The following is a 25,142-nucleotide window of genomic DNA, read 5'->3' as shown; positions in this document are numbered from 1 at the left end:
TCTCATGGGTATTCAAATTTTTAACTCATTAACACGTGAAAAAGAACCATTTGTACCTCTTGAAGAAGGTAAGGTTAAAATGTATGTATGTGGTCCAACTGTATACAACTACATTCATATAGGAAATTCACGTCCTGTTATCGTTTATGATACAGTGCGTCGCTATTTAACATATCGCGGTTATAAAGTTACTTATATTTCCAACTTTACGGACGTGGATGATAAAATTATTAAAGCGGCAAATGAGTTAGGAGAAGAAGTTTCAGAACTAACAGAACGTTTTATTAAAGCTTATTTTGAGGATATTACAGCTCTTGGATGTCAAAAAGCAGATGTACACCCTCGTGTAACAGAACATATGGATGAAATTATTGAATTCATTGGTGTGCTGATTGAAAAAGGCTATGCTTATGAATCTCAAGGGGATGTGTATTATCGTACTCGGAAATTTAAAGACTACGGTAAATTATCACATCAATCTGTTGATGATTTGAAAATTGGCGCTCGAATTGAAGCAGGGGAAAAGAAAGAAGATGCACTAGATTTTGCACTCTGGAAAGCGGCAAAACCTGGTGAAATTTTCTGGCATAGTCCTTGGGGCGATGGTCGTCCAGGATGGCATATCGAATGTTCTGTCATGGTACACAGTCACTTTGGTGATACGATTGATATCCATGCAGGTGGTCAAGATTTGACATTCCCCCACCATGAAAATGAAATCGCCCAATCAGAAGCTTACACTGGTAAAACTTTTGCCCGTTATTGGATGCATAACGGTTATATTAATATCAATAACGAGAAAATGTCAAAATCTCTTGGTAATTTTATCTTAGTACATGACATTATTCGACAAATTGACCCACAAGTATTACGTTTCTTTATGCTGTCAGTCCATTATCGTCATCCTATTAATTTTTCACAAGATCTAGTGGAGGCAGCAGCAGCTGGTTTGGAACGTATCCGTACTTCTTATAACAACATAAAATACCGCCTAAATGCTACTGCTAATTTAGGTGAAAAAGAACAATCTTGGTTAGATGCCATTCAGCAAGAACGTCAAAATTTTGAAGTGGCAATGGATGATGACTTTAATACGGCAAATGCAATTGCAGCTCTATTTAGCTTATCTACAGAGGCCAATAAATATCTCAATGAGACGAATACAAACGAAGAAATATTAAAAGCATTTATCCATACATTAGATGAGCTTTCCAATGTGCTAGGTATTAAACTTGAAGAAAAAGAAGAGTTGTTGGATGAAGAAATTGATGCATTAATAGAAGAACGTCAGCAAGCAAGGAAAAATCGTGATTTTAAACGAGCTGATGAAATTCGGGATCAACTAAAAGACATGAATATTATTTTAGAAGATACGCGCCAAGGCGTTCGATGGAAACGAGGTCAATGAAGTGGGAGAACTTCGTCATGCAGATGTAAAACAGTTGAATGCACTAGCTTTAGCGTATATGGGCGATGCAGTATTAGAAATAGCCATTCGTGAACATTTACTTAGAGCTGGACGTGTGAAACCTAATATTCTTCATCGTGAGGCAACACATTATGTCTCTGCAAAAGCACAATCCATGGTCATTCATCAAATGATAGATGAGCATTATTTTACAGAAGAAGAAATGGCCGTGTTAAAACGCGGTCGTAATGCTAAGTCAGGTTCTGTACCTAAAAATACAGATGTCCAAACCTATAATTATAGCTCGGCTTTTGAAGCAGTTCTTGGTTTTTTATACTTAACAGGGCAACAGGCACGCGTTGATGGGATTATCCAATATGCTATTCAAATAGTCGAAAATAAGAGAGAGGTGTCGAAAAATGGCTGAATCATCAAAAGAAATCATTGCAGGAAAAAACCCAGTACTTGAGGCACTTCGATCTACAAGAGATATCAATAAGATTTGGATCGCAGAAGGTGTCAAAAAAAGTGGTATTAACGAATTGCTTCATTTAGCAAAAGAACGTGGCATAATCGTACAATTCGTTCCAAAGAAAAAGATTGACCAATTATCTTCTGAAAATCACCAAGGGATTGTTGCTTCTGTAGCTGCTTATAATTATGCGGAATTAGATGATCTTTTTAAATTGGCGGAAGCGCGAGGAGAAGATCCGTTTTTCATCATTTTGGATGAATTAGAAGACCCGCATAATCTGGGTTCCATTATGCGGACAGCTGATGCCGTTGGTGCCCATGGTATTATTATTCCAAAGCGCCGTTCGGTTAGTTTAACAGCGGTTGTTGCTAAGGCTTCAACGGGTGCTATTGAATATATTCCAACTGTGCGTGTCAACAATTTATCGCAAACGGTGGAAGAGTTAAAAGAACGTGGTGTTTGGATTGCAGGTACAGATGCAAAAGGATCTATCGATTATCGTCAAATGGATGCCACCATTCCACTTGCTATCATTATTGGTAGCGAAGGTCGTGGCATGAGCCGTATCTTAAAAGAAAAGTGCGATTTTCTATACAATTTACCGATGATAGGTCATGTTACATCATTAAATGCCTCTGTAGCCGCTTCTTTATTGATGTATGAAGTATTCCGTAAACGTCAAAAAGTTTAAGGTGACTGCTGATGAACATACTCATAGTTGATGGCTATAACATTATTGGTGCATGGAAGGAATTACAAATATTAAAAAAACATAAGCTAATAGATGCAAGAGATCGACTGATAGAGTTAATGGCAGACTATCAAGCCTATTCGGGAATGCGTGTCATCGTCGTTTTTGATGCATATCTAGTCCCTGGTACTGCAACAAAGGTAAAACAGCATAATGTCGAAATTATTTATACTAGAGCAAAAGAAACTGCAGATGACCGTATTGAAAAGCTTACAGCAGAACTAGCTAATAAGCGGAGCAAAATTTATGTAGCTACTTCAGATATGGCTGAGCAAAATGTTATATTTGGAAACGGGGCTTTGCGAAAATCAGCCCGTGAATTTGAAATCGAATTGCAAAAGGTACGTACTCAAATTTCTCAAAAAGTAAAAAAAATTCAGGTTCAAAAACCAAGTTCTAAAATACCGTTATCAGATGAAGTTTTGGAAAAGTTCGAAAAAATGCGGAGAGGGAATAAATGATCGATTGACTGATATTTTCCAATTCCGTTATACTGTTTCTAAATAGTTCGCACAATTGGGGTGATACTTTGTTAACAAGTGATCATTTACATGTTCAGCATCAAAAATTAAAAAATTTGATGGATGAGCAATTAGTAGAGTTGGCACGTAATGGCGATACAGAGGCATTAGATTTTCTAATCAACAAATATAAGCCATTCGTGCGTTTAAAAGTAAAATCTTATTTTTTAATTGGTGCTGATAAAGAAGATATTGTGCAAGAAGGTATGATTGGATTATATAAAGCGATTCGAGATTTTAAAGATGATAAACTGGCTTCTTTCAAAGCTTTTGCCGAACTTTGTATCAAGCGTCAGATTATTACTGCGATTAAAACAGCTACAAGGCAGAAGCATATTCCACTTAATTCATATGTTTCGTTAGATAAGCCCATATTTGAAGAAGAATCCGCAAAAACATTGATGGATATGCTTACGGGGGCGACTATAGATGATCCTGAAAAGTTAATGATTCATCGTGAAGAGTTTAATCGTCTAGAAGAAAAGATTAGTCAAGTATTGAGTAGTTTAGAGCGTCAAGTTTTGGCCCTCTATTTAGAAGGATGTTCTTATCAAGAAATATCTGCACGATTAGATCGTCATGTAAAGTCAATCGACAATGCATTGCAACGCATTAAGCGAAAACTAGAGCGCCATCTAGAAGTAGAATAGTAGTTTTATAATGTCAAGGGGTTAGTTGACAGCTTGTATAATAGATGATAGGCTTTTAAAAGGACAAATCTGTAAAAGGTGATAACCATGGTACAAAAGGTCGCTCTAAGCTGTGAGAAATGCGGGGCTAGAAATTATCATGTGCCCGTAGCGAAAAACAACTCAAAGAGAATGGAACTTAAAAAATATTGTTCGCATTGTAATGAACATACATTACATAAACAGACTAAATAATACAATTCGTTATAGATAATTATATTCGGAGGTTTGGTTGGATGGGGAAATTAGGTAAATTTTTCCGTGGTGTTTTATCGGAAATGAGAAAAACAAGTTGGCCGAGACGTAAAGAGTTGACGAAATATACAATTATTGTTATCACGACTTTATTGTTCATGGCTGCATTTTTCATGGTAATTGATTTAGGCATTTCTAAATTATTGCGCTGGTATTTAGAGTTATGATTTAATAAAATTAATATGTTTGGATAGCCCGTGTGTTGTAACGGGTTTTTTCATTTTGCCTTTTAGAAAAGGAGGGAAGGACGAACAGTCCTATCTATTATGGAGAAAAATTGGTATGTCGTTCATACTTATTCAGGTTATGAAAACAAAGTAAAAGCAAACCTAGAAAAACGTGTTGAAACAATGGGGATGCAAGATAAAATCTTTCGTGTCATTATTCCGGAAGAACAAGAAACTGAAATAAAAGACGGTCGCAAAAAAACATATATGCGCAAAACCTTCCCAGGTTATGTTCTAGTCGAACTAGTGATGACAGATGATGCTTGGTATGTCGTTCGTAATACACCAGGTGTTACCGGATTCATAGGTTCTTCAGGTGGCGGGGTAAAACCAACACCACTATTACCTGAAGAAGTTGAATCAATTCTACAACAAATGGGTGAAAATGAAGCAAATGTTGATTTAGATTTCAATGTTGGTGACTTAGTAGAAGTTCTAGAAGGACCTTTTGCTCATTTCCAAGGAATCGTTAATGAGATTATTACTGATAAGGGTAAAGTCAATGTAACGGTGGATATGTTTGGACGCGAAACGAAAATGGAACTTGATTTTGATCAAGTCCTAAAAGTTTAAATATAAGGCACTTGCCTTGCATTTTAAAAAGTGGTATCATTTCATAGGTCATACTGTGAAAATCTATCACATGTGATATAGTAATTTTTAATGTTATCGGATTAAGCCGACAGACAGATATTGAGTGGGAGGGGCAACCCAATTACCACATCACGGACTTAAGGAGGTGTGTCTCGTGGCTAAAAAAGTTGTTAAAGTTGTAAAACTTCAAATCCCAGCTGGTAAAGCAAACCCAGCACCACCGGTAGGACCTGCATTGGGTCAAGCAGGCGTTAACATCATGGGATTCTGTAAAGAATTCAATGCTCGTACTGCAGATCAAGCAGGGTTAATTATCCCAGTTGAGATTTCTGTATTTGAAGATCGTTCATTCACTTTCATTACGAAAACTCCACCAGCAGCAGTATTACTTAAAGTAGCAGCTGGTATTAAATCAGGTTCAGGTGAACCGAACCGTAAGAAAGTAGCTACAGTGAAACGTGATAAAGTACGCGAAATTGCTGAAACAAAAATGCCTGATTTAAATGCAGCATCAGTAGAAGCTGCTATGTCAATGGTAGAAGGTACTGCACGTAGCATGGGTATTGTGATCGAAGACTAATCCCATTACTTGATAAAGTATTGTTTTTGGAGGTTGCGATTGTTTCTTATAGTGATATTTGAAACGCGCAGCCTTTATTCGTGGGAGGTTTTAATCCGTTACAACCACAATCAAGGAGGAAATATAAAATGGCTAAAAAAGGTAAAAAATTGCAAGATGCAGCTAAATTAGTTGAACGTAACCAACTTTATACAGTTGCTGAAGCAGCTGAACTTGCTAAAAAAACAAGCACTGTTAACTTTGATGCAACAGTTGAAGTAGCATTTAACTTAAACATTGATACTCGTAAAAATGACCAACAAATTCGTGGAGCAGTTGTACTTCCAAATGGTACTGGTAAAACTCAACGCGTTTTAGTTTTCGCTAAAGGTGAAAAAATTAAAGAAGCGGAAGCAGCTGGTGCTGATTACGTAGGCGATGCAGAATATATCCAAAAAATCCAACAAGGCTGGTTTGACTTTGATGTAATCGTTGCAACTCCAGATATGATGGGTGAAGTTGGTAAACTCGGTCGTGTATTAGGACCTAAGGGCTTAATGCCAAACCCTAAAACGGGTACAGTTACTTTTGATGTAACGAAAGCAGTTAATGAGATTAAAGCTGGTAAAGTTGAATACCGTGCTGATAAAGCAGGTATCATTCACGCTCCTGTTGGTAAAGTATCGTTTGAAGCTGACAAATTAGCTGAAAACTTATCAACTTTAATTGACGTAATTCTTAAAGCAAAACCTGCTGCAGCAAAAGGTACTTACGTCAAATCTTTATATGTAACTACTACAATGGGACCATCTATTAAAGTTGATCCATTATCAGCAGCTAAATAATTTTTGATTGACAAAGTATTTATCATTTGTTATGATGGGTAGCGTTGTGAATCATCCATTTGTACCGTAGACCGTAGGGGCGATAAAACATCGCTTAATCATCCTACCGAGGTCAAAGGAACTCGGATTCTTATTTAAGATGATGAATTTCCGCCTCTTGTCTACTATGGCAAGAGGCTTTTCTTTTGTCGGTATAAATGACCCATTCTTATAGGAGGTGTCAAGATGAGCGAAGCAGTTGAAGCTAAACAAGCTGTTGTTCAAGAAATCGCTGACAAATTTAAAAGTGCAGCATCCGTAGTAGTGGTTGACTACCGCGGACTTACAGTAGCTCAAGTTACTGAACTACGTAAACAATTACGTGAAGCTGGTGTGGAATTAAAAGTATATAAAAATACTTTAGTTCGCCGTGCTACTACAGAAGTCGGCCATGAAGAATTGAATGAAGTTCTTACAGGCCCTAACGCAATTGCATTTTCTGCAGAAGATGTTGTTGCACCAGCACGCATTATCAACAAATTTGCGAAAGAAAATGAACAACTAGAAATTAAAGCTGGTTTAATCGAAGGTGCATACGCAAGTGTTGAAGAAATTAAAGCATTGGCAGAACTTCCATCTCGCGAAGGTTTACTATCTATGCTACTTTCTGTACTTCAAGCACCAATCCGCAATTTAGCTCTTGTAACAAAAGCTGTTGCAGAACAAAAAGAAGAACAAGGCGCTTAATATTTTTGACCGCTTAGTTTTGAAGAATGAATATCATATAAAATATACATTTGTATAGGAGGAAATTTATAATGAGTAAAGAGCAAATCTTAGAAGCTGTTAAAGCTATGACAGTTCTTGAATTAAACGATTTAGTAAAAGCAATCGAAGAAGAATTTGGAGTTACTGCTGCTGCTCCTGTAGCAGTTGCTGGTGGCGCTGCTGCTGCTGCAGAAGAAAAAACAGAATTTGATGTTGTTTTAACTGGAGCTGGAGATTCAAAAATTAAAGTAATCAAAGTGGTTCGTGAAATCACTGGTTTAGGTCTTAAAGAAGCTAAAGAATTAGTTGACAATGCACCTAAAGCTCTTAAAGAAGGCGCTGCTAAAGAAGAAGCTGAAGAAATCAAAGCTAAACTTGAAGGAGTTGGCGCATCTGTAGAAGTTAAATAATTTCTACTGATTGATTGTAAAAAGCTCGTCAATTTTGGCGGGCTTTTTCTTTACCTTTAGATGAGGGAGGGTATTATTCTTGTCAGAACATTATTATTCCAAAAAGCCTCAAGTAGAGAGCAAACCGCGTAGATGGAATTTTACACTTCGGGGATTTTCTTTTGTTTTTGAAACAGATGCAGGGGTTTTTAGTAAAAGCGAAGTAGATTTTGGTTCCCGTGTGTTAATTGATAGTTTTGAGATGCCGGCTGTTGCAGGGTGTATTTTAGATGTAGGCTGTGGATACGGACCGATTGGATTGTCAATTGCAAAAAGTTATCCGGATCGTATAATTCATATGATGGATGTTAATGAACGAGCGGTTCATCTAACAAAGAGAAACGCTGAATTGAACGGGGTTCAAAATGTACAGATCTATGAGAGTGACGCACTTTCATCTGTTCAGGAAGAACAAATCGCTGCTGTTTTGACAAATCCTCCGATTCGAGCAGGGAAAAAAACAATCTTTAAATTTTATGACGAAGCTCATGAAAAACTAGCAAATTCAGGCGAATTATGGATTGTCATTCAGAAAAAACAGGGTGCTCCATCTACTATAGAACATTTAAAATTAAAATTTTCGGAAGTGGAAATAGTAGAAAAGAGAAAAGGATATTGGATTATCAAAGCAATAAAATAAATTTGTTAAAACTTATGGATTGACTTGACAAAAACGCTGTGATAATATAATACAATGCAAAAATATTAATTTGAGGGCGTTTGCCTATTGACTGAGAATGTAATAGCAAGAGCTTTCGAATTTAACTTTAGTTAATCGAAAATGAGCTCAAACGAACTCGTTTTCTTTTTGTCTTTCGTTATCATACAACATTTATATGATTTCTGAAAGATCTATTATCGCTTTATGAGGGGTGAATGAGTTGACAGGTCAACTAGTTCAGTACGGACAACACCGCCAGCGTAGAAGCTTTGCGCGTATTAAAGAGGTGCTAGAACTTCCGAATCTGATTGAGATTCAAACTGCATCTAACGAGTGGTTTCTTGAAGAAGGTTTGCGTGAAATGTTCCGTGACATTTCGCCGATTGAAGATTTTACAGGAAATCTATCACTGGAATTCGTCGACTACAATCTCGGAGAACCGAAATATGATGTCGATGAATGTAAACAACGTGATGTGACTTATGCAGCACCATTACGTGTAAAAGTACGTCTTCTTAACAAAGAAACAGAAGAAGTGAAAGAACAAGAAGTATTCATGGGCGATTTTCCGCTTATGACAGAAACCGGTACTTTCATTATCAACGGCGCAGAACGAGTTATTGTCTCACAATTAGTAAGATCACCAAGTGTATACTACCATGATAAAACAGATAAAAACGGTAAAAAAGGTTTTGGTGCAACAGTCATTCCTAACCGTGGTGCTTGGCTTGAATACGAAACAGATGCAAAAGATGTCGTTTATGTTCGTATCGACCGTACACGTAAATTACCAATCACAGTGCTTTTACGTGCATTAGGCTTCGCATCTGACCAAGAAATCATCGAATTAATCGGTGATAACGAATTTTTACGTAACACATTAGAAAAAGATAATACAGATAGCACAGAAAAAGCGCTATTAGAAATTTATGAACGTCTACGTCCTGGTGAACCACCAACAGTAGAAAGCGCAAAAAATCTGTTGTATTCTCGTTTCTTCGATCCAAAACGCTATGATTTAGCCAATGTTGGTCGTTACAAAATGAACAAAAAGCTTCATATCAAAAATCGTCTATTCAACCAAACCATCGCTGAAACCTTAGCGGATCCTGAAACAGGCGAAATTTTAGTAGAAGCTGGAACATTGATCGATCGTCGTGTATTAGATCGTTTAATCCCATATTTAGAAAACGGTGTTGGCTTCAAAACGGTTTCTAAAGTTGGTGGTGTACTTGAAGATGATATTCAACTTCAAGAAATTAAAATTTACGCTCCAAATGACGAATCACAAAAAATTATAAAAGTAATCAGTAATGCTTATGTTGCTGAAGAAGTGAAACATATCACTCCTGCTGATGTAGTAGCATCTGTCTCTTACTTCTTTAATTTGTTGTACGGTGTAGGAGGTACAGACGATATCGACCATTTAGGTAATCGTCGTCTACGCTCTGTAGGTGAACTTCTACAAAATCAATTCCGTATCGGGCTATCTCGTATGGAACGTGTCGTACGTGAACGTATGTCTATCAATGATACGGCGTCTATCGTACCACAACAATTAATCAATATTCGTCCAGTAATTGCAGCTATTAAAGAATTCTTTGGTAGTTCTCAATTGTCCCAATTCATGGACCAAACAAATCCGCTAGCCGAATTAACACATAAACGTCGTCTATCAGCTCTAGGACCTGGTGGTTTAACACGTGAACGTGCTGGTTTTGAAGTACGTGACGTTCACTACTCTCACTATGGTCGTATGTGTCCGATTGAAACGCCAGAAGGTCCAAACATTGGTTTGATCAACTCACTTTCAAGTTATGCGAAAGTGAACAAATTTGGTTTTATTGAAACACCATATCGTCGTGTAGATCCTGAAACAGGTTGTTTAACGGATCATATTGACTACTTGACTGCAGATGAAGAAGATAACTATGTAGTTGCTCAAGCAAACTCACCATTAAATCCTGATGGTTCTTTTACTGAAGAAGAAGTTGTTGGTCGTTTCCGTGGTGATAACTCTGTATTTAAACGTGAAACAATTGACTACATGGACGTATCTCCAAAACAAGTAGTATCTGCGGCAACAGCATGTATCCCATTCTTAGAAAACGATGACTCAAACCGTGCTCTTATGGGTGCCAACATGCAACGTCAAGCAGTTCCTTTGTTAAATCCGGAAGCTCCATTCGTTGGTACTGGTATGGAACATGTAAATGCGCGTGACTCAGGTGCTGCAGTAGTTGCAAAATATGCAGGTATTGTTGAACACGTTGAAGCTCGTTCCATTCATGTGCGTCGTATTGAAGTCATCGATGGTAAAGAAGTAAAAGGCGATTTAACAAAATATAAATTACAAAAATTTGTACGTTCTAACCAAGGTACAAGTTACAACCAACGTCCATTAGTAAAAGTGGGCGAACGTGTTCAACCGCGTGATATTCTTGCAGATGGTCCTTCAATGGAACGCGGAGAATTAGCACTTGGTCGAAACGTAGTCGTAGCATTTATGACTTGGAATGGCTATAACTATGAAGATGCCGTTATTATGAACGAACGCCTTGTGAAAAATGACGTTTATACTTCTGTCCATATCGAAGAATACGAATCTGAAGCTCGTGATACAAAGCTTGGACCTGAAGAAATTACTCGTGATATTCCAAATGTCGGAGAAGAAGCGTTACGTAACCTTGACGAACGTGGTATTATCCGCATTGGTGCTGAAGTAAATGATGGCGATATTTTAGTGGGTAAGGTAACTCCTAAAGGTGTGACTGAACTAACTGCTGAAGAACGTTTACTACATGCGATCTTTGGTGAAAAAGCTCGTGAAGTTCGTGATACTTCTTTACGTGTTCCTCACGGTGCTGGTGGTATTGTTCTTGATGTTAAAGTCTTCAATCGAGAAGATGGCGATGAATTATCTCCTGGTGTTAACCAAATGGTTCGTGTCTATATTGTTCAAAAACGTAAAATCCGCGTTGGGGACAAAATGGCTGGACGTCATGGTAACAAAGGGGTAATCTCTCGTATCTTACCTGAAGAAGATATGCCATTCCTTCCAGATGGTACTCCGGTTGACATCATGTTAAATCCATTAGGTGTGCCATCTCGTATGAATATCGGACAAGTTTTAGAGTTGCATTTAGGCATGGCTGCTCGTTACTTAGGAATTCATATGGCAACACCTGTATTCGATGGTGCTACAGATGAAGATGTATGGAAAACAATGGAAGAAGCTGGCATGAATCGTGACGGTAAAACGATTCTTTATGATGGACGTACAGGTGAACCATTTGATAACCGTGTATCCGTTGGGGTTATGTATATGATCAAACTGGCTCACATGGTCGATGATAAACTTCATGCTCGTTCTACAGGTCCTTACTCACTTGTTACGCAACAACCGCTTGGTGGTAAAGCGCAATTCGGGGGACAACGTTTCGGTGAAATGGAAGTTTGGGCTCTTGAAGCATATGGTTCTGCTTATACACTTCAAGAAATCTTAACTGTAAAATCCGATGACGTAGTAGGACGTGTGAAAACTTACGAAGCTATCGTTAAAGGTGAAAGTGTCCCTGAACCAGGTGTTCCGGAATCTTTCAAAGTATTAATCAAAGAACTTCAATCTTTAGGTTTAGATGTGAAAATGCTAACAATCAATGATGAAGAAATTGAATTACGTGATAGTGAGGATGACGATCTTCAACCAAATGATTCATTTAATATTACTTCAAACAGTGATAAAGAAGCATCAGTAGTGTCTCCTGAATAATTTATATTTGCAGTATTGGGGATGTTGGACAGATCATTTATGGGCTGTCCTCCTTCCTGTTTTATCAATAAATCAGTCGTCGAGCTAAGAAAAGTCATTTAAGACTTCATAATAAAGGGAGGTAGGCTCCTTGATAGACGTTAATAATTTTGAGTATATGAAAATCGGTTTAGCTTCACCTGATAAAATTCGCTCATGGTCTTATGGAGAAGTCAAAAAACCAGAAACTATTAACTATCGTACACTTAAACCAGAAAAAGACGGTTTGTTCTGCGAACGCATTTTCGGACCTACAAAGGACTGGGAATGTCATTGTGGTAAATACAAACGTGTACGCTATAAAGGCGTAGTTTGTGACCGTTGTGGTGTAGAAGTAACACGTGCAAAAGTGCGTCGTGAACGTATGGGCCATATTGAATTAGCTGCTCCAGTTTCACATATTTGGTACTTTAAAGGTATTCCAAGTCGTATGGGGCTGATTTTAGATATGTCACCTCGTGCACTTGAAGAAGTAATCTACTTTGCTTCCTATGTAGTAATTGATCCAGCAGATACCCCGCTTGAGAAAAAACAATTGCTTACAGAAAAAGAATACCGTGCATATCGTGAAAAATATGGTAATACTTTTGAAGCAGCAATGGGTGCAGAAGCAATCAAACAATTACTTCAAGAAATTGATCTTGATAAAGAATCAGAAGCTCTTAAAGAGGAACTGAAAACTGCTCAAGGTCAACGTCGTACTCGTGCTATTAAACGATTAGAAGTTGTTGAATCATTCCACCACTCAGGTAATCGCCCTGAATGGATGATTTTAGATGTACTACCTGTAATTCCTCCAGAATTACGCCCAATGGTGCAACTAGATGGTGGCCGTTTTGCAACATCCGATTTAAATGATTTGTATCGTCGTGTCATTAACCGTAACAATCGTTTAAAACGCCTTCTTGATCTTGGAGCACCTGGAATCATTGTTCAAAATGAAAAACGTATGCTTCAAGAAGCAGTAGATGCTTTAATCGATAATGGACGTCGTGGCCGACCAGTTACTGGCCCTGGTAATCGTCCATTAAAATCTCTTTCACATATGTTAAAAGGGAAACAAGGTCGTTTCCGTCAAAACTTACTTGGTAAACGTGTTGACTATTCCGGTCGTTCTGTTATCGTAGTAGGTCCATATTTGAAAATGTACCAATGTGGTCTTCCAAAAGGTATGGCAATCGAGTTGTTTAAACCTTTCGTGATGAAAGAACTTGTTGAACGCGGTTTAGCGCACAACATTAAATCAGCAAAACGTAAAATTGAACGTATGCATCCAGAAGTATGGGATGTCCTTGAAGATATCATTAAAGAACACCCTGTATTACTAAACCGTGCACCGACTCTTCACAGACTTGGTATCCAAGCGTTTGAACCAACTTTAGTGGAAGGAAAAGCAATTCGCCTTCACCCATTAGTATGTACAGCATATAATGCCGACTTCGATGGTGACCAAATGGCAGTTCACGTTCCATTATCAGCGGAAGCACAAGCGGAAGCACGTTTATTAATGCTTGCAGCACAAAATATTTTGAACCCTAAAGACGGTAAACCAGTTGTAACACCTTCTCAAGATATGGTATTAGGTAACTATTATTTAACACTTGAACGCCAAGGTGCTGTTGGGGAAGGTACAATTTTCTTCGGACCAGAGGAATTAAATATTGCTTATCAAAATCACGAGGTACATTTGCATTCTCGGATCGCGATCAAAGCTTCTTCTTTGAACAACAAAACATTTACTGAAGAACAAAATCAAAAGTTATTGATTACAACGGTCGGTAAAGTTATTTTCAATGAAATACTTGACGATACTTTCCCATATATCAATGAACCAACAACTGCAAACTTACAAAATGGAACACCAGATAAATACTTTGTTCCGACTACAACTAATGTGAAAAAACACATAGCTGCTCAAGAAATTATTAAACCATTTACGAAAAAATATCTAGGTAAAATCATTGCTGAAGTATTTGCTCGTTATCATATTACTGAAACATCTAAAATGCTTGACCGTCTAAAAGATCTTGGTTTCCACTATTCTACTAAAGCCGGTATTTCAATTGGTATTTCAGATATCATCGTATTACCTGGTAAACAAGAAATTTTGCATCATGCACAAGAACAAGTAGATAAAGTAATGAAGCAATTCCGTCGTGGTTTAATTACGGAAGAAGAACGATATGATCGTGTTATTTCATTCTGGAGTGCTGCAAAAGATGAAATCCAATCTAAATTGATGGACTCACTTCCTGCGGATAACCCAATCTTTATGATGAGTGACTCTGGTGCCCGTGGTAACGCATCTAACTTCACTCAACTTGCTGGTATGCGTGGTCTGATGGCTAACCCAGCTGGTCGTATTATCGAACTTCCAATCAAATCTTCATTCCGTGAAGGTTTAACGGTATTGGAATACTTTATCTCTACTCATGGTGCCCGTAAAGGTCTTGCCGATACAGCCCTTAAAACAGCCGATTCAGGTTATCTTACTCGTCGCTTAGTGGATGTTGCGCAAGATGTTATTGTTCGTGAAGATGATTGTGGTACTGACCGTGGTTTGACTATTACTTCTTTAAAAGAAGGAACAGAAATCATCGAAACATTAGAAGAACGTGTTACTGGTCGTTATGCTAAGAAAACCATTCGCCATCCAGAAACGAATGAGGTAATTGTGGCTAGAGATGAATTGATCACACCAGAATTGGCTCGTCAAATCGCTGAAGCTGGTATCGAAGAAGTAACCATCCGCTCTGCATTTACATGTAATACAAAACATGGTGTATGTAAAAAATGTTATGGTATGAACTTAGCAACTGGTGACAAAGTTGAAGTGGGTGAAGCAGTTGGTATCATTGCTGCTCAATCTATCGGTGAACCAGGTACACAACTAACCATGCGTACATTCCACCAAGGTGGTGTGGCAGGTGCCGATATCACTCAAGGTCTTCCACGTATTCAAGAAATTTTCGAATCACGTAACCCTAAAGGGCAAGCTGTCATCACAGAAATTGCTGGGGTTGTATCTGAAATTGATGAAGTTCGCGAAGGTCAAAAAGAAATTACAGTTACAGGTGCAGTAGAAACTCGTAAATATTTGGCTCCTTACAATGCACGTTTAAAAGTACAAGTAAACGATGAAGTAAAACATGGTCAAATTCTTACAGAAGGTTCTATTGACCCTAAAGAATTATTGAAAGTAACAGATGTTTCAACTGTAGAAGAATACTTGTTAAAAGAAGTTCAAAAAGTATATCGTATGCAAGGGGTTGAAATTGGCGATAAGCACGTCGAAGTAATGGTTCGTCAAATGCTTCGTAAAGTGCGTGTTATCGAAGCTGGTGAAACAGAATTACTTCCAGGTACTTTACTAGATATCCATCAGTTCTCTGAAGCAAATGCTGAAGCCGTACAGGAAGGGAAGATCCCTGCAACATGTCGTCCGGTTATCCTTGGTATTACAAAAGCTTCACTTGAAACAGAATCATTCTTATCTGCTGCATCATTCCAAGAAACAACACGTGTCCTAACAGACGCTGCAATTAAAGGTAAACGTGATGAATTACTTGGACTTAAAGAAAATGTTATCTTAGGTAAACTTGTTCCAGCTGGTACAGGTATGCAACGTTATCGTCAAATTAAAATTGCAGAACCTAAAGAAGAAAAAACCGAAGAAACACTTGCTGCTGAGTAGTAGTTAAACTTTCAAGGAGAAGCTAATCACTTCTCCTTGAAAAAATTTTTCTCAAATCATTTATTGACTTTAAGCACTGAATAAAATTATTGACAATGGTCAATATGAATGATATTATATTTCAGGTTGATAGTTGATTGTCTATCATTTCGGAGGATATGCAAATGTCTTATGAAAAAGTCAAACAGGCTACCAAAACAATCGTTGGTATGAAACAAACAGTTAAAGCATTACAGACTGGTCATGTTACTGAAGTTTTCGTTGCTCTAGATGCAGACGTTCGAATGACCAAGCGCGCAGTGCAATTAGCACAAAATAAGGGCATTCCCGTCGTATTAGTAGACTCGAAAAGAGAACTCGGTAGAGCCTGCGGAATTCATGTAGATGCCGCAGTTTGTGCGATCGCTGAATAACAGTTTTTGCGATGATTACGCAAAGGCTTTGTTTTTTGCCTTAAAATGAACCACCTGGATGTGTGGATTTAAGAATTATGATGAAGGGAGGAAAAATCGATGCCTACAATTAACCAATTAGTACGTAAGCCTCGCCAATCCAAAAGTAAAAAATCAAAATCACCAGCATTGAACAAAAGCTATAACAGCTTTGCAAAATCATTGACTGATGTTAACTCACCACAAAAACGCGGTGTTTGTACACGTGTTGGTACAATGACTCCTAAAAAACCAAACTCAGCATTACGTAAATATGCTCGTGTGCGTTTAACAAACCAAATCGAAGTGAATGCTTACATTCCTGGTGAAGGTCATAACCTACAAGAACACAGTGTTGTTCTTATTCGTGGTGGTCGTGTAAAAGACTTACCAGGGGTACGTTATCACGTTGTACGTGGTGCATTGGATACTGCTGCTGTAAACGGTCGTATGCAATCTCGTTCTTTATATGGTGCTAAAAAACCAAAAGAAAAAAAATAATGAAAAAAAGTTTTTAACTGAAAGGAGGAAAACAAATGCCTCGTAAAGGTCCTGTTTCCAAACGTGACGTGTTACCAGACCCAATTTATAATTCAAAACTAGTAACTCGTTTAATCAATAAAATGATGGTAGATGGTAAAAGAGGTACTTCTCAAAAAATCTTATACGGAGCTTTTGAATTAGTCAAAGAACGCTCAGGTAAAGATCCACTAGAAGTATTCGATGCTGCATTAAACAATGTGATGCCAGTTCTTGAAGTTCGTGCTCGCCGTGTAGGTGGTGCTAACTATCAAGTACCAGTAGAAGTACGTCCAGAACGTCGTACAACACTTGGTCTTCGTTACCTAGTAAATTATTCTCGTCTTCGTGGTGAAAAAACGATGGAAGAACGTTTAGCTAACGAAATCCTAGATGCTTCTAACAATACTGGTGCATCCGTTAAAAAACGCGAAGATATGCACAAAATGGCAGAAGCAAACAAAGCGTTCGCTCACTACCGTTGGTAATCGCAATTTAATCTTAATCCATTATGGAAGGAGAAAGACAGCATGGCTAGAGAGTTCTCTCTTGAGAAAACTCGTAATATAGGAATCATGGCTCATATTGATGCTGGTAAAACAACAACAACTGAGCGTATCCTTTATTACACTGGTAAGATTCACAAAATTGGTGAAACTCATGAAGGTGCTTCTCAAATGGACTGGATGGAGCAAGAACAAGAACGTGGTATTACAATCACTTCTGCTGCTACAACAGCTCAATGGAAAGGTCACCGAGTTAACATCATCGACACACCAGGACACGTAGACTTCACTGTTGAAGTTGAACGTTCTCTTCGCGTACTTGATGGTGCTGTTACTGTACTTGATGCACAATCAGGTGTAGAACCACAAACTGAAACTGTATGGCGTCAAGCTACAACATACGGCGTACCACGTATCGTATTTGTTAACAAAATGGATAAAATCGGTGCCGACTTCTTATATTCTGTAAAAACTTTGCATGAACGTTTAGAAGCCAATGCTCACCCAATCCAATTACCAATTGGTGCTGAAGATGAATTCCACGCAATCATCGACCTTGTAGAAATGAATACAACATTCTACAAAGAAGGCGATGATGGTTCTCACGCTGAAATTGGTGAAATTCCAGAAGAATACAAAGCGCAAGCACAAGAATATCATGAAAAGTTAATTGAAGCGGTTGCTGAACTAGACGAAGATTTGATGGAAAAATACTTCTCTGGTGAAGAAATTACAAAAGAAGAATTAAAAGCTGCTATTCGTAAAGCTACTTTATCAGTAGAATTCTTCCCTGTAACTTGTGGTACTGCATTCAAAAACAAAGGTGTTCAATTAATGTTAGATGCTGTAATCGATTATCTACCAGCTCCAACTGACGTAGCTTCTATCAAAGGTACTTCAGTGGACGGTGACGAAGAAATCGTACGTCATTCTTCAGATGAAGAACCTTTTGCTGCATTAGCATTCAAAGTTATGACTGACCCTTATGTTGGTAAATTAACTTTCTTCCGTGTGTACTCTGGTGTTCTTGAATCAGGTTCATACGTACAAAACTCTACAAAAGGTAAACGTGAACGTGTAGGTCGTATCCTACAAATGCATGCTAACCACCGTGAAGAAATCGACAAAGTATACGCAGGAGATATTGCTGCTGCTGTCGGCTTAAAAGCAACTACTACTGGTGACACTCTATGTGATGAAAATAATTTAGTTATTCTTGAATCTATGGAATTCCCAGAACCAGTTATTTCTTTATCTGTAGAACCAAAATCAAAAGCTGACCAAGATAAAATGGGGCAAGCTTTACAAAAATTACAAGAAGAAGACCCTACTTTCCGTGCACATACGGATACTGAAACTGGTCAAACCATTATCTCTGGTATGGGTGAACTTCACTTAGATATCATCGTTGACCGTATGAAACGTGAATTCAAAGTTGAAGCTAACGTAGGCGCTCCACAAGTATCCTATCGTGAAACATTCCGTACTGGTGCCCAAGTTGAAGGTAAATTCGTACGTCAATCTGGTGGTCGTGGTCAATATGGTCACGTCTGGATCGAGTTTGAACCAAACGAAACAGGTAAAGGCTTCGAGTTTGAAAATGGAATCGTTGGTGGGGTAGTTCCTCGTGAATATGTGCCAGCTGTAGAAGCAGGTCTTAAAGACGCTTTACAAAATGGTGTACTTGCCGGATTCCCTGTAATCGACGTAAAAGCAAAATTATTCGACGGTTCTTACCATGATGTCGATTCAAATGAAATGGCATTTAAAGTGGCTGCTTCACTAGCAGTTAAAAATGCAGTTTCTAAATGTAACCCAGTTCTATTAGAACCAGTTATGAAAGTAGAAGTTGTAATGCCAGAAGAATATCTTGGTGATATTATGGGTAACATCACTTCTCGCCGTGGTCGCGTAGAAGGTATGGAAGCTCGTGGTAATGCTCAAGTTGTTCGTGCAATGGTTCCACTTGCTGAAATGTTTGGTTATGCAACAACTTTACGTTCAGCTACACAAGGTCGCGGTACTTTCTCAATGGTGTTTGACCATTATGAAGAAGTTCCAAAATCTATTAGTGAAGAAATCATTAAACAAAACAAAGGTGAATAAGATTCCATCATTTTTTGATTGAATTTTACCTACTTATCAAGTATAAATAACATGTAAGCTATGTCATCTTTAAGAAGTAGGCCTCTATTTCTTGAAGGTGCATAAGCTATAAATCAAAACTTAAAACACTGAGGAGGCAATTTTAAAATGGCTAAAGAAAAATTCGATCGTTCTAAAACACATTGTAATATTGGTACAATTGGACACGTTGACCATGGTAAAACTACTTTAACTGCTGCAATCGCTACAGTTCTTTCTAAAAAATTAGGTGGAGAAGCTAAATCTTACGATCAAATCGATAACGCTCCTGAAGAAAAAGAACGCGGTATCACTATCAATACTTCTCACATTGAATATGAAACTGAAAAACGTCACTATGCTCACGTTGACTGCCCAGGACATGCTGACTATGTTAAAAACATGATCACTGGTGCTGCTCAAATGGATGGTGCGATCCTAGTAGTATCTGCTGCTGATGGTCCAATGCCACAAACTCGTGAACATATTCTTTTATCACGCAACGTTGGTGTACCATACATTGTAGTATTCTTAAACAAATGTGATATGGTAGACGATGAAGAATTACTAGAATTAGTTGAAATGGAAGTACGTGACCTATTATCTGAATATGGTTTCCCTGGCGATGATGTTCCAGTCATCAAAGGTTCTGCTCTTAAAGCTCTTGAAGGAGATCCAAAATGGGAAGAAAAAATCGTTGAATTGATGGACGCTGTTGACGAATACATCCCAACTCCAGAACGTCAAACTGATAAACCATTCATGATGCCAGTTGAAGACGTATTCTCTATTACTGGTCGTGGTACAGTTGCTACTGGTCGTGTAGAACGCGGTCAATTAAAAGTTGGTGACGTAGTTGAAATCGTAGGTATTTCAGAAGAAACTAAACAAACAACTGTAACTGGTGTTGAAATGTTCCGTAAATTATTAGACTATGCTGAAGCAGGCGATAACATCGGTGCTTTATTACGTGGTGTTGCTCGTGAAGACATTCAACGTGGACAAGTATTAGCTAAACCAGGTTCAATCACTCCACATACTAAATTTACAGCTGAAGTTTATGTATTATCAAAAGAAGAAGGTGGCCGTCATACTCCATTCTTCTCTAACTACCGCCCACAATTCTATTTCCGTACAACTGACGTAACTGGTGTTATCACTTTACCAGAAGGTACTGAAATGGTAATGCCTGGCGATAACACTAAAATGAATATCGAATTGATTCACCCAATCGCTATTGAAGAAGGTACACGTTTCTCAATCCGCGAAGGTGGCCGTACAGTAGGTTCAGGTGTCGTATCAGCTATCGAAAAATAATTTTAGATAACAATCGATCATTATTTTTTATAAAGTCATCCCGAGTGCACACGGGATGGCTTTTTGTATGTTCAAAATAAGTTATTCCATCAATAATTTTTCAGAAGATTTTCAAAAAATGTACGTCAAAAAAAGAATATAAAATCATTGTCAAAATCAACAATATTTAATATACTGAGAAACGTGAAAACAGAGCATTAAAGAAGAGTCAAGAAAATCTCCAACATTGAAAAGAATATAGTGAAATTCCTTGCTTATTCATAATGATATGTGTATAATGATAAATGTTGGTCTTTGACTGCGATGAAGCGGGAGGTTGCCGGCACACCCGGCCGCATTGCCATGGCGAGTGTGTGGGAAATTTCCGTGGAGAATGTCTAGGAAATAGGCGAAAAGGAGGGAAAATAATGGCAAAACAAAAGATTCGTATTCGTTTAAAAGCATATGATCACAAGATTCTCGATCAATCCGCTGAAAAAATTGTGGAAACTGCTAAACGCTCAGGTGCAAGTGTATCAGGTCCGATACCACTTCCAACTGAAAAATCTGTTTACACTATTCTTCGTGCGGTTCACAAATATAAAGATTCTCGTGAACAATTTGAAATGCGTACTCATAAACGTCTAATCGATATCGTTAACCCAACACCACAAACTGTTGATGCGTTAATGAAATTAGATTTACCATCAGGCGTTGATATTGAAATCAAACTATAATGGTAAAGTAAAATAAAATGATAAAATCCACAGGAGGTGTGACGAATGACCAAAGGAATCTTAGGTAGAAAAATCGGTATGACGCAAGTTTTTGCTGAGAATGGTGATTTGATCCCTGTAACTGTTATTGAAGCTGCTCCAAACGTAGTACTTCAAAAGAAAACAGTAGAAACAGACGGCTACGAAGCAATCCAAATCGGTTTCGATGATAAACGTGAAAACCTTTCAAATAAACCTGAAAAGGGGCATGTAGCTAAAGCAAACACTACTCCTAAGCGCTTCATCCGCGAAATTCGCGATGTAAACTTAGCTGAGTACGAAGTTGGTCAAGAAGTCAAAGTTGAAATTTTCGCAGAAGGCGATGTAGTAGATGTAACAGGTGTTACGAAAGGTAAAGGTTTCCAAGGTGTTATCAAACGCCACGGACAATCTCGTGGACCGATGGCTCATGGTTCTCGCTATCACCGTCGTCCTGGTTCAATGGGACCAGTTGCTCCAAACCGCGTATTTAAACAAAAAAGATTACCTGGTCAAATGGGTGGCAACACAGTAACAATTCAAAACTTAACAATTGTTAAAATTGATGCTGAACGTAATTTGCTACTTATTAAAGGTAATGTTCCTGGTTCTCGTAAAGCATTAGTGACAGTTAAAACTGCTATTAAATCTAACTAATTTTTCGAAGAAAGGAGGAAACAGGAATGACAAAAGTTAACGTACTTAGTCAAACAGGTTCTTCTGTAGGTGAAATCGATTTAAACGATGCAATCTTTGGAATTGAACCAAATCAATCAGTATTATTTGACGCTGTAATCGCCCAACGCGCTTCACTACGTCAAGGTACACATAAAGTTAAAAACCGTTCAGAAGTTGCTGGTGGTGGCCGTAAACCATGGCGTCAAAAAGGTACAGGTCGTGCTCGCCAAGGCTCTATCCGTTCTCCACAATGGCGTGGCGGTGGTACTGTATTCGGTCCTACACCTCGTAGCTACAGCTATAAACTTCCTAAAAAAGTTCGTCGCTTAGCTCTTAAATCAGCACTATCTTCTAAAGTTGCTGAAACAAATTTCGTAGTTTTAGATGCTCTTAAATTAGAAGCACCAAAAACGAAAGAATTCGTGAAAGTTCTTACTGATCTTTCTATTGAATCTAAAGCATTATTTGTAACTGCTGATCTTGATGAAAATGTAGCATTATCTGCTCGTAACATCCCAGGTGTAACAGTTCTAACTGCTGCTGGAATCAACGTTCTTGATCTTGTAGGTCATGATAAAGTTGTATTCACTCAAGCAGCTGTACAAAAAGTTGAGGAGGTGCTTGGTTAATGGAAGCACGTGAAGTATTAAAACGTCCTGTCATTACTGAGCGTTCTTCAGAACTAATGGCAGAAAACAAATATACTTTTGAAGTTGACACTCGTGCCAACAAAACAGAAGTGAAAGACGCTGTTGAAGAAATTTTTGGCGTTAAAGTTGAAAAAGTTAACATTATGAACTACAAAGGTAAATACAAACGCGTTGGACGCTTTGGTGGTTACACAAACAAACGTCGTAAAGCAATTGTAAAATTATCTGAAGGCGAAATCGAATTATTTGAAAAGTAATTGATCGTTCAATATGAACAATAAAGAAGGAGGGAACACAAATGGCGATTAAAAAGTATAAGCCTACCTCAAATGGTCGTCGTAATATGACATCATCTGACTTTGCTGAGATTACTACTAACAAACCTGAAAGATCTTTGTTAGAATCTACAAAAAGCAAAGCTGGTCGTAATAACCAAGGTAAAATCACTGTTCGTCATAATGGTGGTGGTCACAAGCGTCAATATCGTGTCATTGATTTTAAACGTGTAAAAGATGACATTCCAGGACGCGTTGCTACTATCGAATATGATCCAAACCGATCTGCTAACATCGCATTAATCAACTATGCTGATGGTGAAAAACGTTATATTCTAGCACCAAAAGGTCTAGAAGTTGGAATGACAATTGTATCTGGTCAAGAAGTTGATATTAAAGTAGGGAACGCTCTACCATTATCAAACATCCCAATGGGTACAACAATCCATAATATTGAATTAAAACCTGGCAAAGGTGGTCAACTAGTACGTTCTGCTGGTACATCTGCTCAAGTTTTAGGTAAAGAAGGTAAATATGTAATCGTTCGTCTTCAATCTGGCGAAGTTCGTATGATCCTAGGTACATGTCGTGCTACTATCGGTGAAGTTGGTAATGAACAACATGAACTTATTCACCTTGGTAAAGCTGGACGTACTCGTTGGTTAGGTAAACGCCCAACTGTTCGTGGTTCTGTTATGAACCCTAACGATCACCCACATGGTGGTGGTGAAGGTAAAGCTCCTGTAGGACGTAAATCACCAATGACTCCTTGGGGTAAACCAGCACTTGGTTACAAAACTCGTAATAAGAGAAACAAATCCGACAAACTTATCATTCGTCGTCGCAAAAAATAATGTGATTAGACTACGGTTCAACAAGAGAGCCGTGGTAGGATCACGGAGGGAGGTTCCAAAATGGGTCGTAGCTTGAAAAAAGGACCTTTTGTTGATGAACACTTAATGAAAAAAGTAGAAGCTCAACAAGATTCAGAAAAAAAACAAGTGATTAAAACTTGGTCTCGCCGCTCTACAATCTTCCCGAATTTCATCGGTTTAACAATCGCTGTATATGATGGACGTAAACACGTGCCTGTATACGTGACTGAAGATATGGTAGGTCATAAACTAGGCGAATTTGCACCAACACGTACTTTCAAAGGACATGGTGCAGATGATAAGAAAACTTCAGTACGCTAATTTGAGAGGAGGTAAATCCTGATGCAAGAAGCCAAAGCTATTGCTCGCACAGTTCGAATTGCTCCTCGTAAAGTCCGCTTAGTAGTTGATTTAATCCGAGGCAAGCAAGTTGGCGAAGCGGTTGCAATTTTACGTCATACTCCAAGAACAGCATCTCCTGTAGTAGAAAAAGTACTAAAATCTGCAGTTGCAAACGCTGAACATAATTATGATTTAGATGTTAATAACTTAGTAATTTCAGAAGCGTTCGTTGACGAAGGTCCAACGTTAAAACGTTTCCGTCCACGTGCTCAAGGGCGTGCAAGCGCTATTAACAAACGTACAAGCCACATTACAATCGTGGTATCTGAGAAGAAGGAGGGATAATACGTGGGACAAAAAGTACATCCAATAGGATTACGTATCGGTGTCATTCGTGATTGGGAATCTAGATGGTACGCTGAAAAAGACTATGCTACATTACTTCACGAAGACATTAAAGTTCGTAAATTCATTGAAACTCGTTTAAAAGAAGCATCGGTTTCTAAAGTTGAAATCGAACGTGCTGCAAATAAAATCAACATTACAATTAGCACAGCGAAACCAGGTATGGTTATCGGTAAAGGCGGTACAGAAGTAGAAACACTTCGTAAAAACCTTAACGAAATGACTGGTAAACGCGTTCACATCAACATCGTTGAAATCAAACGTGCTGATCTTGACGCTAAATTAGTAGCTGAAAATATTGCTCGCCAATTAGAAAACCGTGTATCATTCCGTCGTGCACAAAAACAAGCAATCCAACGCACAATTCGTGCAGGTGCTCAAGGTATTAAAACACAAGTATCTGGTCGTCTAGGTGGCGCTGATATCGCTCGTGCTGAACACTACAGCGAAGGAACTGTTCCACTTCATACTCTTCGTGCTGACATTGATTATGCTCATGCAGAAGCTGACACTACTTATGGTAAATTAGGTGTTAAAGTATGGATCTATCGTGGTGAAGTCCTTCCAGTTAAGAAGAACTCTGAGGAAGGAGGCAAATAA

The 25,142-nt window shown here is 38.3% G+C and carries 28 protein-coding genes and 1 other annotated feature; all 28 genes read left to right on the top strand.

All coding sequences use genetic code 11. The features are described 5' to 3' along the window. Window positions 1–4: 4 nt before the first annotated feature. The 28 genes from cysS (at window position 5) to rpsC (ending at window position 25,142) form a co-directional block, all read left to right on the top strand. Window positions 5–1,408, top strand: a complete 1,404-nt coding sequence (cysS, locus tag FEZ13_RS17295) for a cysteine--tRNA ligase (protein WP_146553694.1) — start codon at window positions 5–7, stop codon at window positions 1,406–1,408. Window position 1,409: 1 nt separating this feature from the next. After that, window positions 1,410–1,835, top strand: a complete 426-nt coding sequence (locus tag FEZ13_RS17290; protein ID WP_304621405.1) for a Mini-ribonuclease 3 — start codon at window positions 1,410–1,412, stop codon at window positions 1,833–1,835. Next, a complete protein-coding gene (gene rlmB / locus FEZ13_RS17285) occupies window positions 1,828–2,574 on the top strand; it encodes a 23S rRNA (guanosine(2251)-2'-O)-methyltransferase RlmB (protein ID WP_146550535.1) in 747 nt (248 codons plus the stop codon). The genes FEZ13_RS17290 and rlmB overlap by 8 nt, the downstream gene beginning before the upstream one ends. Before the next feature lie 11 nt (window positions 2,575–2,585). Continuing rightward, window positions 2,586–3,095 carry an NYN domain-containing protein gene (locus tag FEZ13_RS17280; protein ID WP_146553693.1) on the top strand — a complete coding sequence of 170 codons (510 nt, stop codon included), beginning with the start codon at window positions 2,586–2,588 and terminating at the stop codon, window positions 3,093–3,095. Window positions 3,096–3,163: 68 nt separating this feature from the next. Further along, window positions 3,164–3,805, top strand: a complete 642-nt coding sequence (gene sigH, locus FEZ13_RS17275) for an RNA polymerase sporulation sigma factor SigH (protein ID WP_146553692.1) — start codon at window positions 3,164–3,166, stop codon at window positions 3,803–3,805. Window positions 3,806–3,892: 87 nt separating this feature from the next. Then, window positions 3,893–4,039: a 50S ribosomal protein L33 gene (gene rpmG, locus FEZ13_RS17270; protein ID WP_146550538.1), complete on the top strand. Its 147-nt coding sequence runs from the start codon at window positions 3,893–3,895 to the stop codon at window positions 4,037–4,039. A 41-nt stretch (window positions 4,040–4,080) separates the two neighbouring features. Further along, the gene (gene secE / locus FEZ13_RS17265) at window positions 4,081–4,266 is read left to right on the top strand and encodes a preprotein translocase subunit SecE (RefSeq protein WP_146553691.1); all 186 of its coding nucleotides are present in this window, start codon (window positions 4,081–4,083) and stop codon (window positions 4,264–4,266) included. Window positions 4,267–4,365: 99 nt separating this feature from the next. Then, complete coding sequence (gene nusG, locus FEZ13_RS17260; protein WP_146553690.1) at window positions 4,366–4,899, top strand: transcription termination/antitermination protein NusG; 534 nt, start codon at window positions 4,366–4,368, stop codon at window positions 4,897–4,899. A 175-nt stretch (window positions 4,900–5,074) separates the two neighbouring features. Continuing rightward, a complete protein-coding gene (rplK, locus tag FEZ13_RS17255; RefSeq protein WP_146013888.1) occupies window positions 5,075–5,500 on the top strand; it encodes a 50S ribosomal protein L11 in 426 nt (141 codons plus the stop codon). 128 nt (window positions 5,501–5,628) lie between these two features. Further along, window positions 5,629–6,324 carry a 50S ribosomal protein L1 gene (rplA, locus tag FEZ13_RS17250; protein WP_146553689.1) on the top strand — a complete coding sequence of 232 codons (696 nt, stop codon included), beginning with the start codon at window positions 5,629–5,631 and terminating at the stop codon, window positions 6,322–6,324. 46 nt (window positions 6,325–6,370) lie between these two features. Then, window positions 6,371–6,517 (top strand) — a sequence feature (ribosomal protein L10 leader region). A gap of 32 nt (window positions 6,518–6,549) precedes the next feature. After that, window positions 6,550–7,050, top strand: a complete 501-nt coding sequence (gene rplJ / locus FEZ13_RS17245; RefSeq protein WP_146550542.1) for a 50S ribosomal protein L10 — start codon at window positions 6,550–6,552, stop codon at window positions 7,048–7,050. A gap of 71 nt (window positions 7,051–7,121) precedes the next feature. Then, window positions 7,122–7,481, top strand: coding sequence for a 50S ribosomal protein L7/L12 (rplL, locus tag FEZ13_RS17240; protein WP_146553688.1), 360 nt, complete (start codon window positions 7,122–7,124; stop codon window positions 7,479–7,481). A gap of 79 nt (window positions 7,482–7,560) precedes the next feature. After that, window positions 7,561–8,160 carry a class I SAM-dependent methyltransferase gene (locus FEZ13_RS17235; RefSeq protein WP_146553687.1) on the top strand — a complete coding sequence of 200 codons (600 nt, stop codon included), beginning with the start codon at window positions 7,561–7,563 and terminating at the stop codon, window positions 8,158–8,160. A gap of 241 nt (window positions 8,161–8,401) precedes the next feature. Next, a complete protein-coding gene (gene rpoB / locus FEZ13_RS17230; protein WP_146550545.1) occupies window positions 8,402–11,953 on the top strand; it encodes a DNA-directed RNA polymerase subunit beta in 3,552 nt (1,183 codons plus the stop codon). A gap of 130 nt (window positions 11,954–12,083) precedes the next feature. Further along, window positions 12,084–15,686 (top strand): DNA-directed RNA polymerase subunit beta', encoded by a 3,603-nt coding sequence (gene rpoC, locus FEZ13_RS17225; RefSeq protein WP_146553686.1) that lies wholly within the window; start codon window positions 12,084–12,086, stop codon window positions 15,684–15,686. Between the two features lie 164 nt (window positions 15,687–15,850). Beyond that, a complete protein-coding gene (locus tag FEZ13_RS17220) occupies window positions 15,851–16,099 on the top strand; it encodes a ribosomal L7Ae/L30e/S12e/Gadd45 family protein (RefSeq protein WP_146550547.1) in 249 nt (82 codons plus the stop codon). A gap of 99 nt (window positions 16,100–16,198) precedes the next feature. Next, complete coding sequence (rpsL, locus tag FEZ13_RS17215; RefSeq protein WP_102693539.1) at window positions 16,199–16,618, top strand: 30S ribosomal protein S12; 420 nt, start codon at window positions 16,199–16,201, stop codon at window positions 16,616–16,618. Between the two features lie 35 nt (window positions 16,619–16,653). Continuing rightward, a complete protein-coding gene (gene rpsG / locus FEZ13_RS17210; RefSeq protein WP_102693540.1) occupies window positions 16,654–17,124 on the top strand; it encodes a 30S ribosomal protein S7 in 471 nt (156 codons plus the stop codon). 42 nt (window positions 17,125–17,166) lie between these two features. Next, window positions 17,167–19,248 (top strand): elongation factor G, encoded by a 2,082-nt coding sequence (gene fusA / locus FEZ13_RS17205; protein WP_146550548.1) that lies wholly within the window; start codon window positions 17,167–17,169, stop codon window positions 19,246–19,248. Between the two features lie 147 nt (window positions 19,249–19,395). Next, window positions 19,396–20,583, top strand: coding sequence for an elongation factor Tu (gene tuf / locus FEZ13_RS17200; RefSeq protein WP_146553685.1), 1,188 nt, complete (start codon window positions 19,396–19,398; stop codon window positions 20,581–20,583). A gap of 407 nt (window positions 20,584–20,990) precedes the next feature. Further along, window positions 20,991–21,299 carry a 30S ribosomal protein S10 gene (gene rpsJ, locus FEZ13_RS17195; RefSeq protein WP_119415300.1) on the top strand — a complete coding sequence of 103 codons (309 nt, stop codon included), beginning with the start codon at window positions 20,991–20,993 and terminating at the stop codon, window positions 21,297–21,299. Window positions 21,300–21,344: 45 nt separating this feature from the next. Continuing rightward, a complete protein-coding gene (rplC, locus tag FEZ13_RS17190; protein ID WP_146553684.1) occupies window positions 21,345–21,974 on the top strand; it encodes a 50S ribosomal protein L3 in 630 nt (209 codons plus the stop codon). Between the two features lie 26 nt (window positions 21,975–22,000). After that, on the top strand, window positions 22,001–22,624 hold the full coding sequence (gene rplD, locus FEZ13_RS17185; RefSeq protein ID WP_146550551.1) for a 50S ribosomal protein L4: 624 nt from the start codon (window positions 22,001–22,003) through the stop codon (window positions 22,622–22,624). Continuing rightward, window positions 22,624–22,902, top strand: coding sequence for a 50S ribosomal protein L23 (gene rplW / locus FEZ13_RS17180; RefSeq protein WP_146550552.1), 279 nt, complete (start codon window positions 22,624–22,626; stop codon window positions 22,900–22,902). The genes rplD and rplW overlap by 1 nt, the downstream gene beginning before the upstream one ends. A 41-nt stretch (window positions 22,903–22,943) precedes the next feature. Further along, complete coding sequence (gene rplB, locus FEZ13_RS17175) at window positions 22,944–23,774, top strand: 50S ribosomal protein L2 (RefSeq protein ID WP_146550553.1); 831 nt, start codon at window positions 22,944–22,946, stop codon at window positions 23,772–23,774. 60 nt (window positions 23,775–23,834) lie between these two features. Next, window positions 23,835–24,116 carry a 30S ribosomal protein S19 gene (gene rpsS, locus FEZ13_RS17170; RefSeq protein ID WP_102693547.1) on the top strand — a complete coding sequence of 94 codons (282 nt, stop codon included), beginning with the start codon at window positions 23,835–23,837 and terminating at the stop codon, window positions 24,114–24,116. Window positions 24,117–24,137: 21 nt separating this feature from the next. Further along, a complete protein-coding gene (gene rplV / locus FEZ13_RS17165; protein WP_146553683.1) occupies window positions 24,138–24,482 on the top strand; it encodes a 50S ribosomal protein L22 in 345 nt (114 codons plus the stop codon). 3 nt (window positions 24,483–24,485) lie between these two features. Further along, a complete protein-coding gene (rpsC, locus tag FEZ13_RS17160) occupies window positions 24,486–25,142 on the top strand; it encodes a 30S ribosomal protein S3 (RefSeq protein ID WP_146553682.1) in 657 nt (218 codons plus the stop codon).

The sequence above is a fragment of the Rummeliibacillus sp. SL167 genome (assembly GCF_007896505.1).
In the GTDB taxonomy this organism is placed as follows: domain Bacteria; phylum Bacillota; class Bacilli; order Bacillales_A; family Planococcaceae; genus Rummeliibacillus; species Rummeliibacillus suwonensis.
This window is presented reverse-complemented; position numbering and strand designations above follow the sequence as displayed.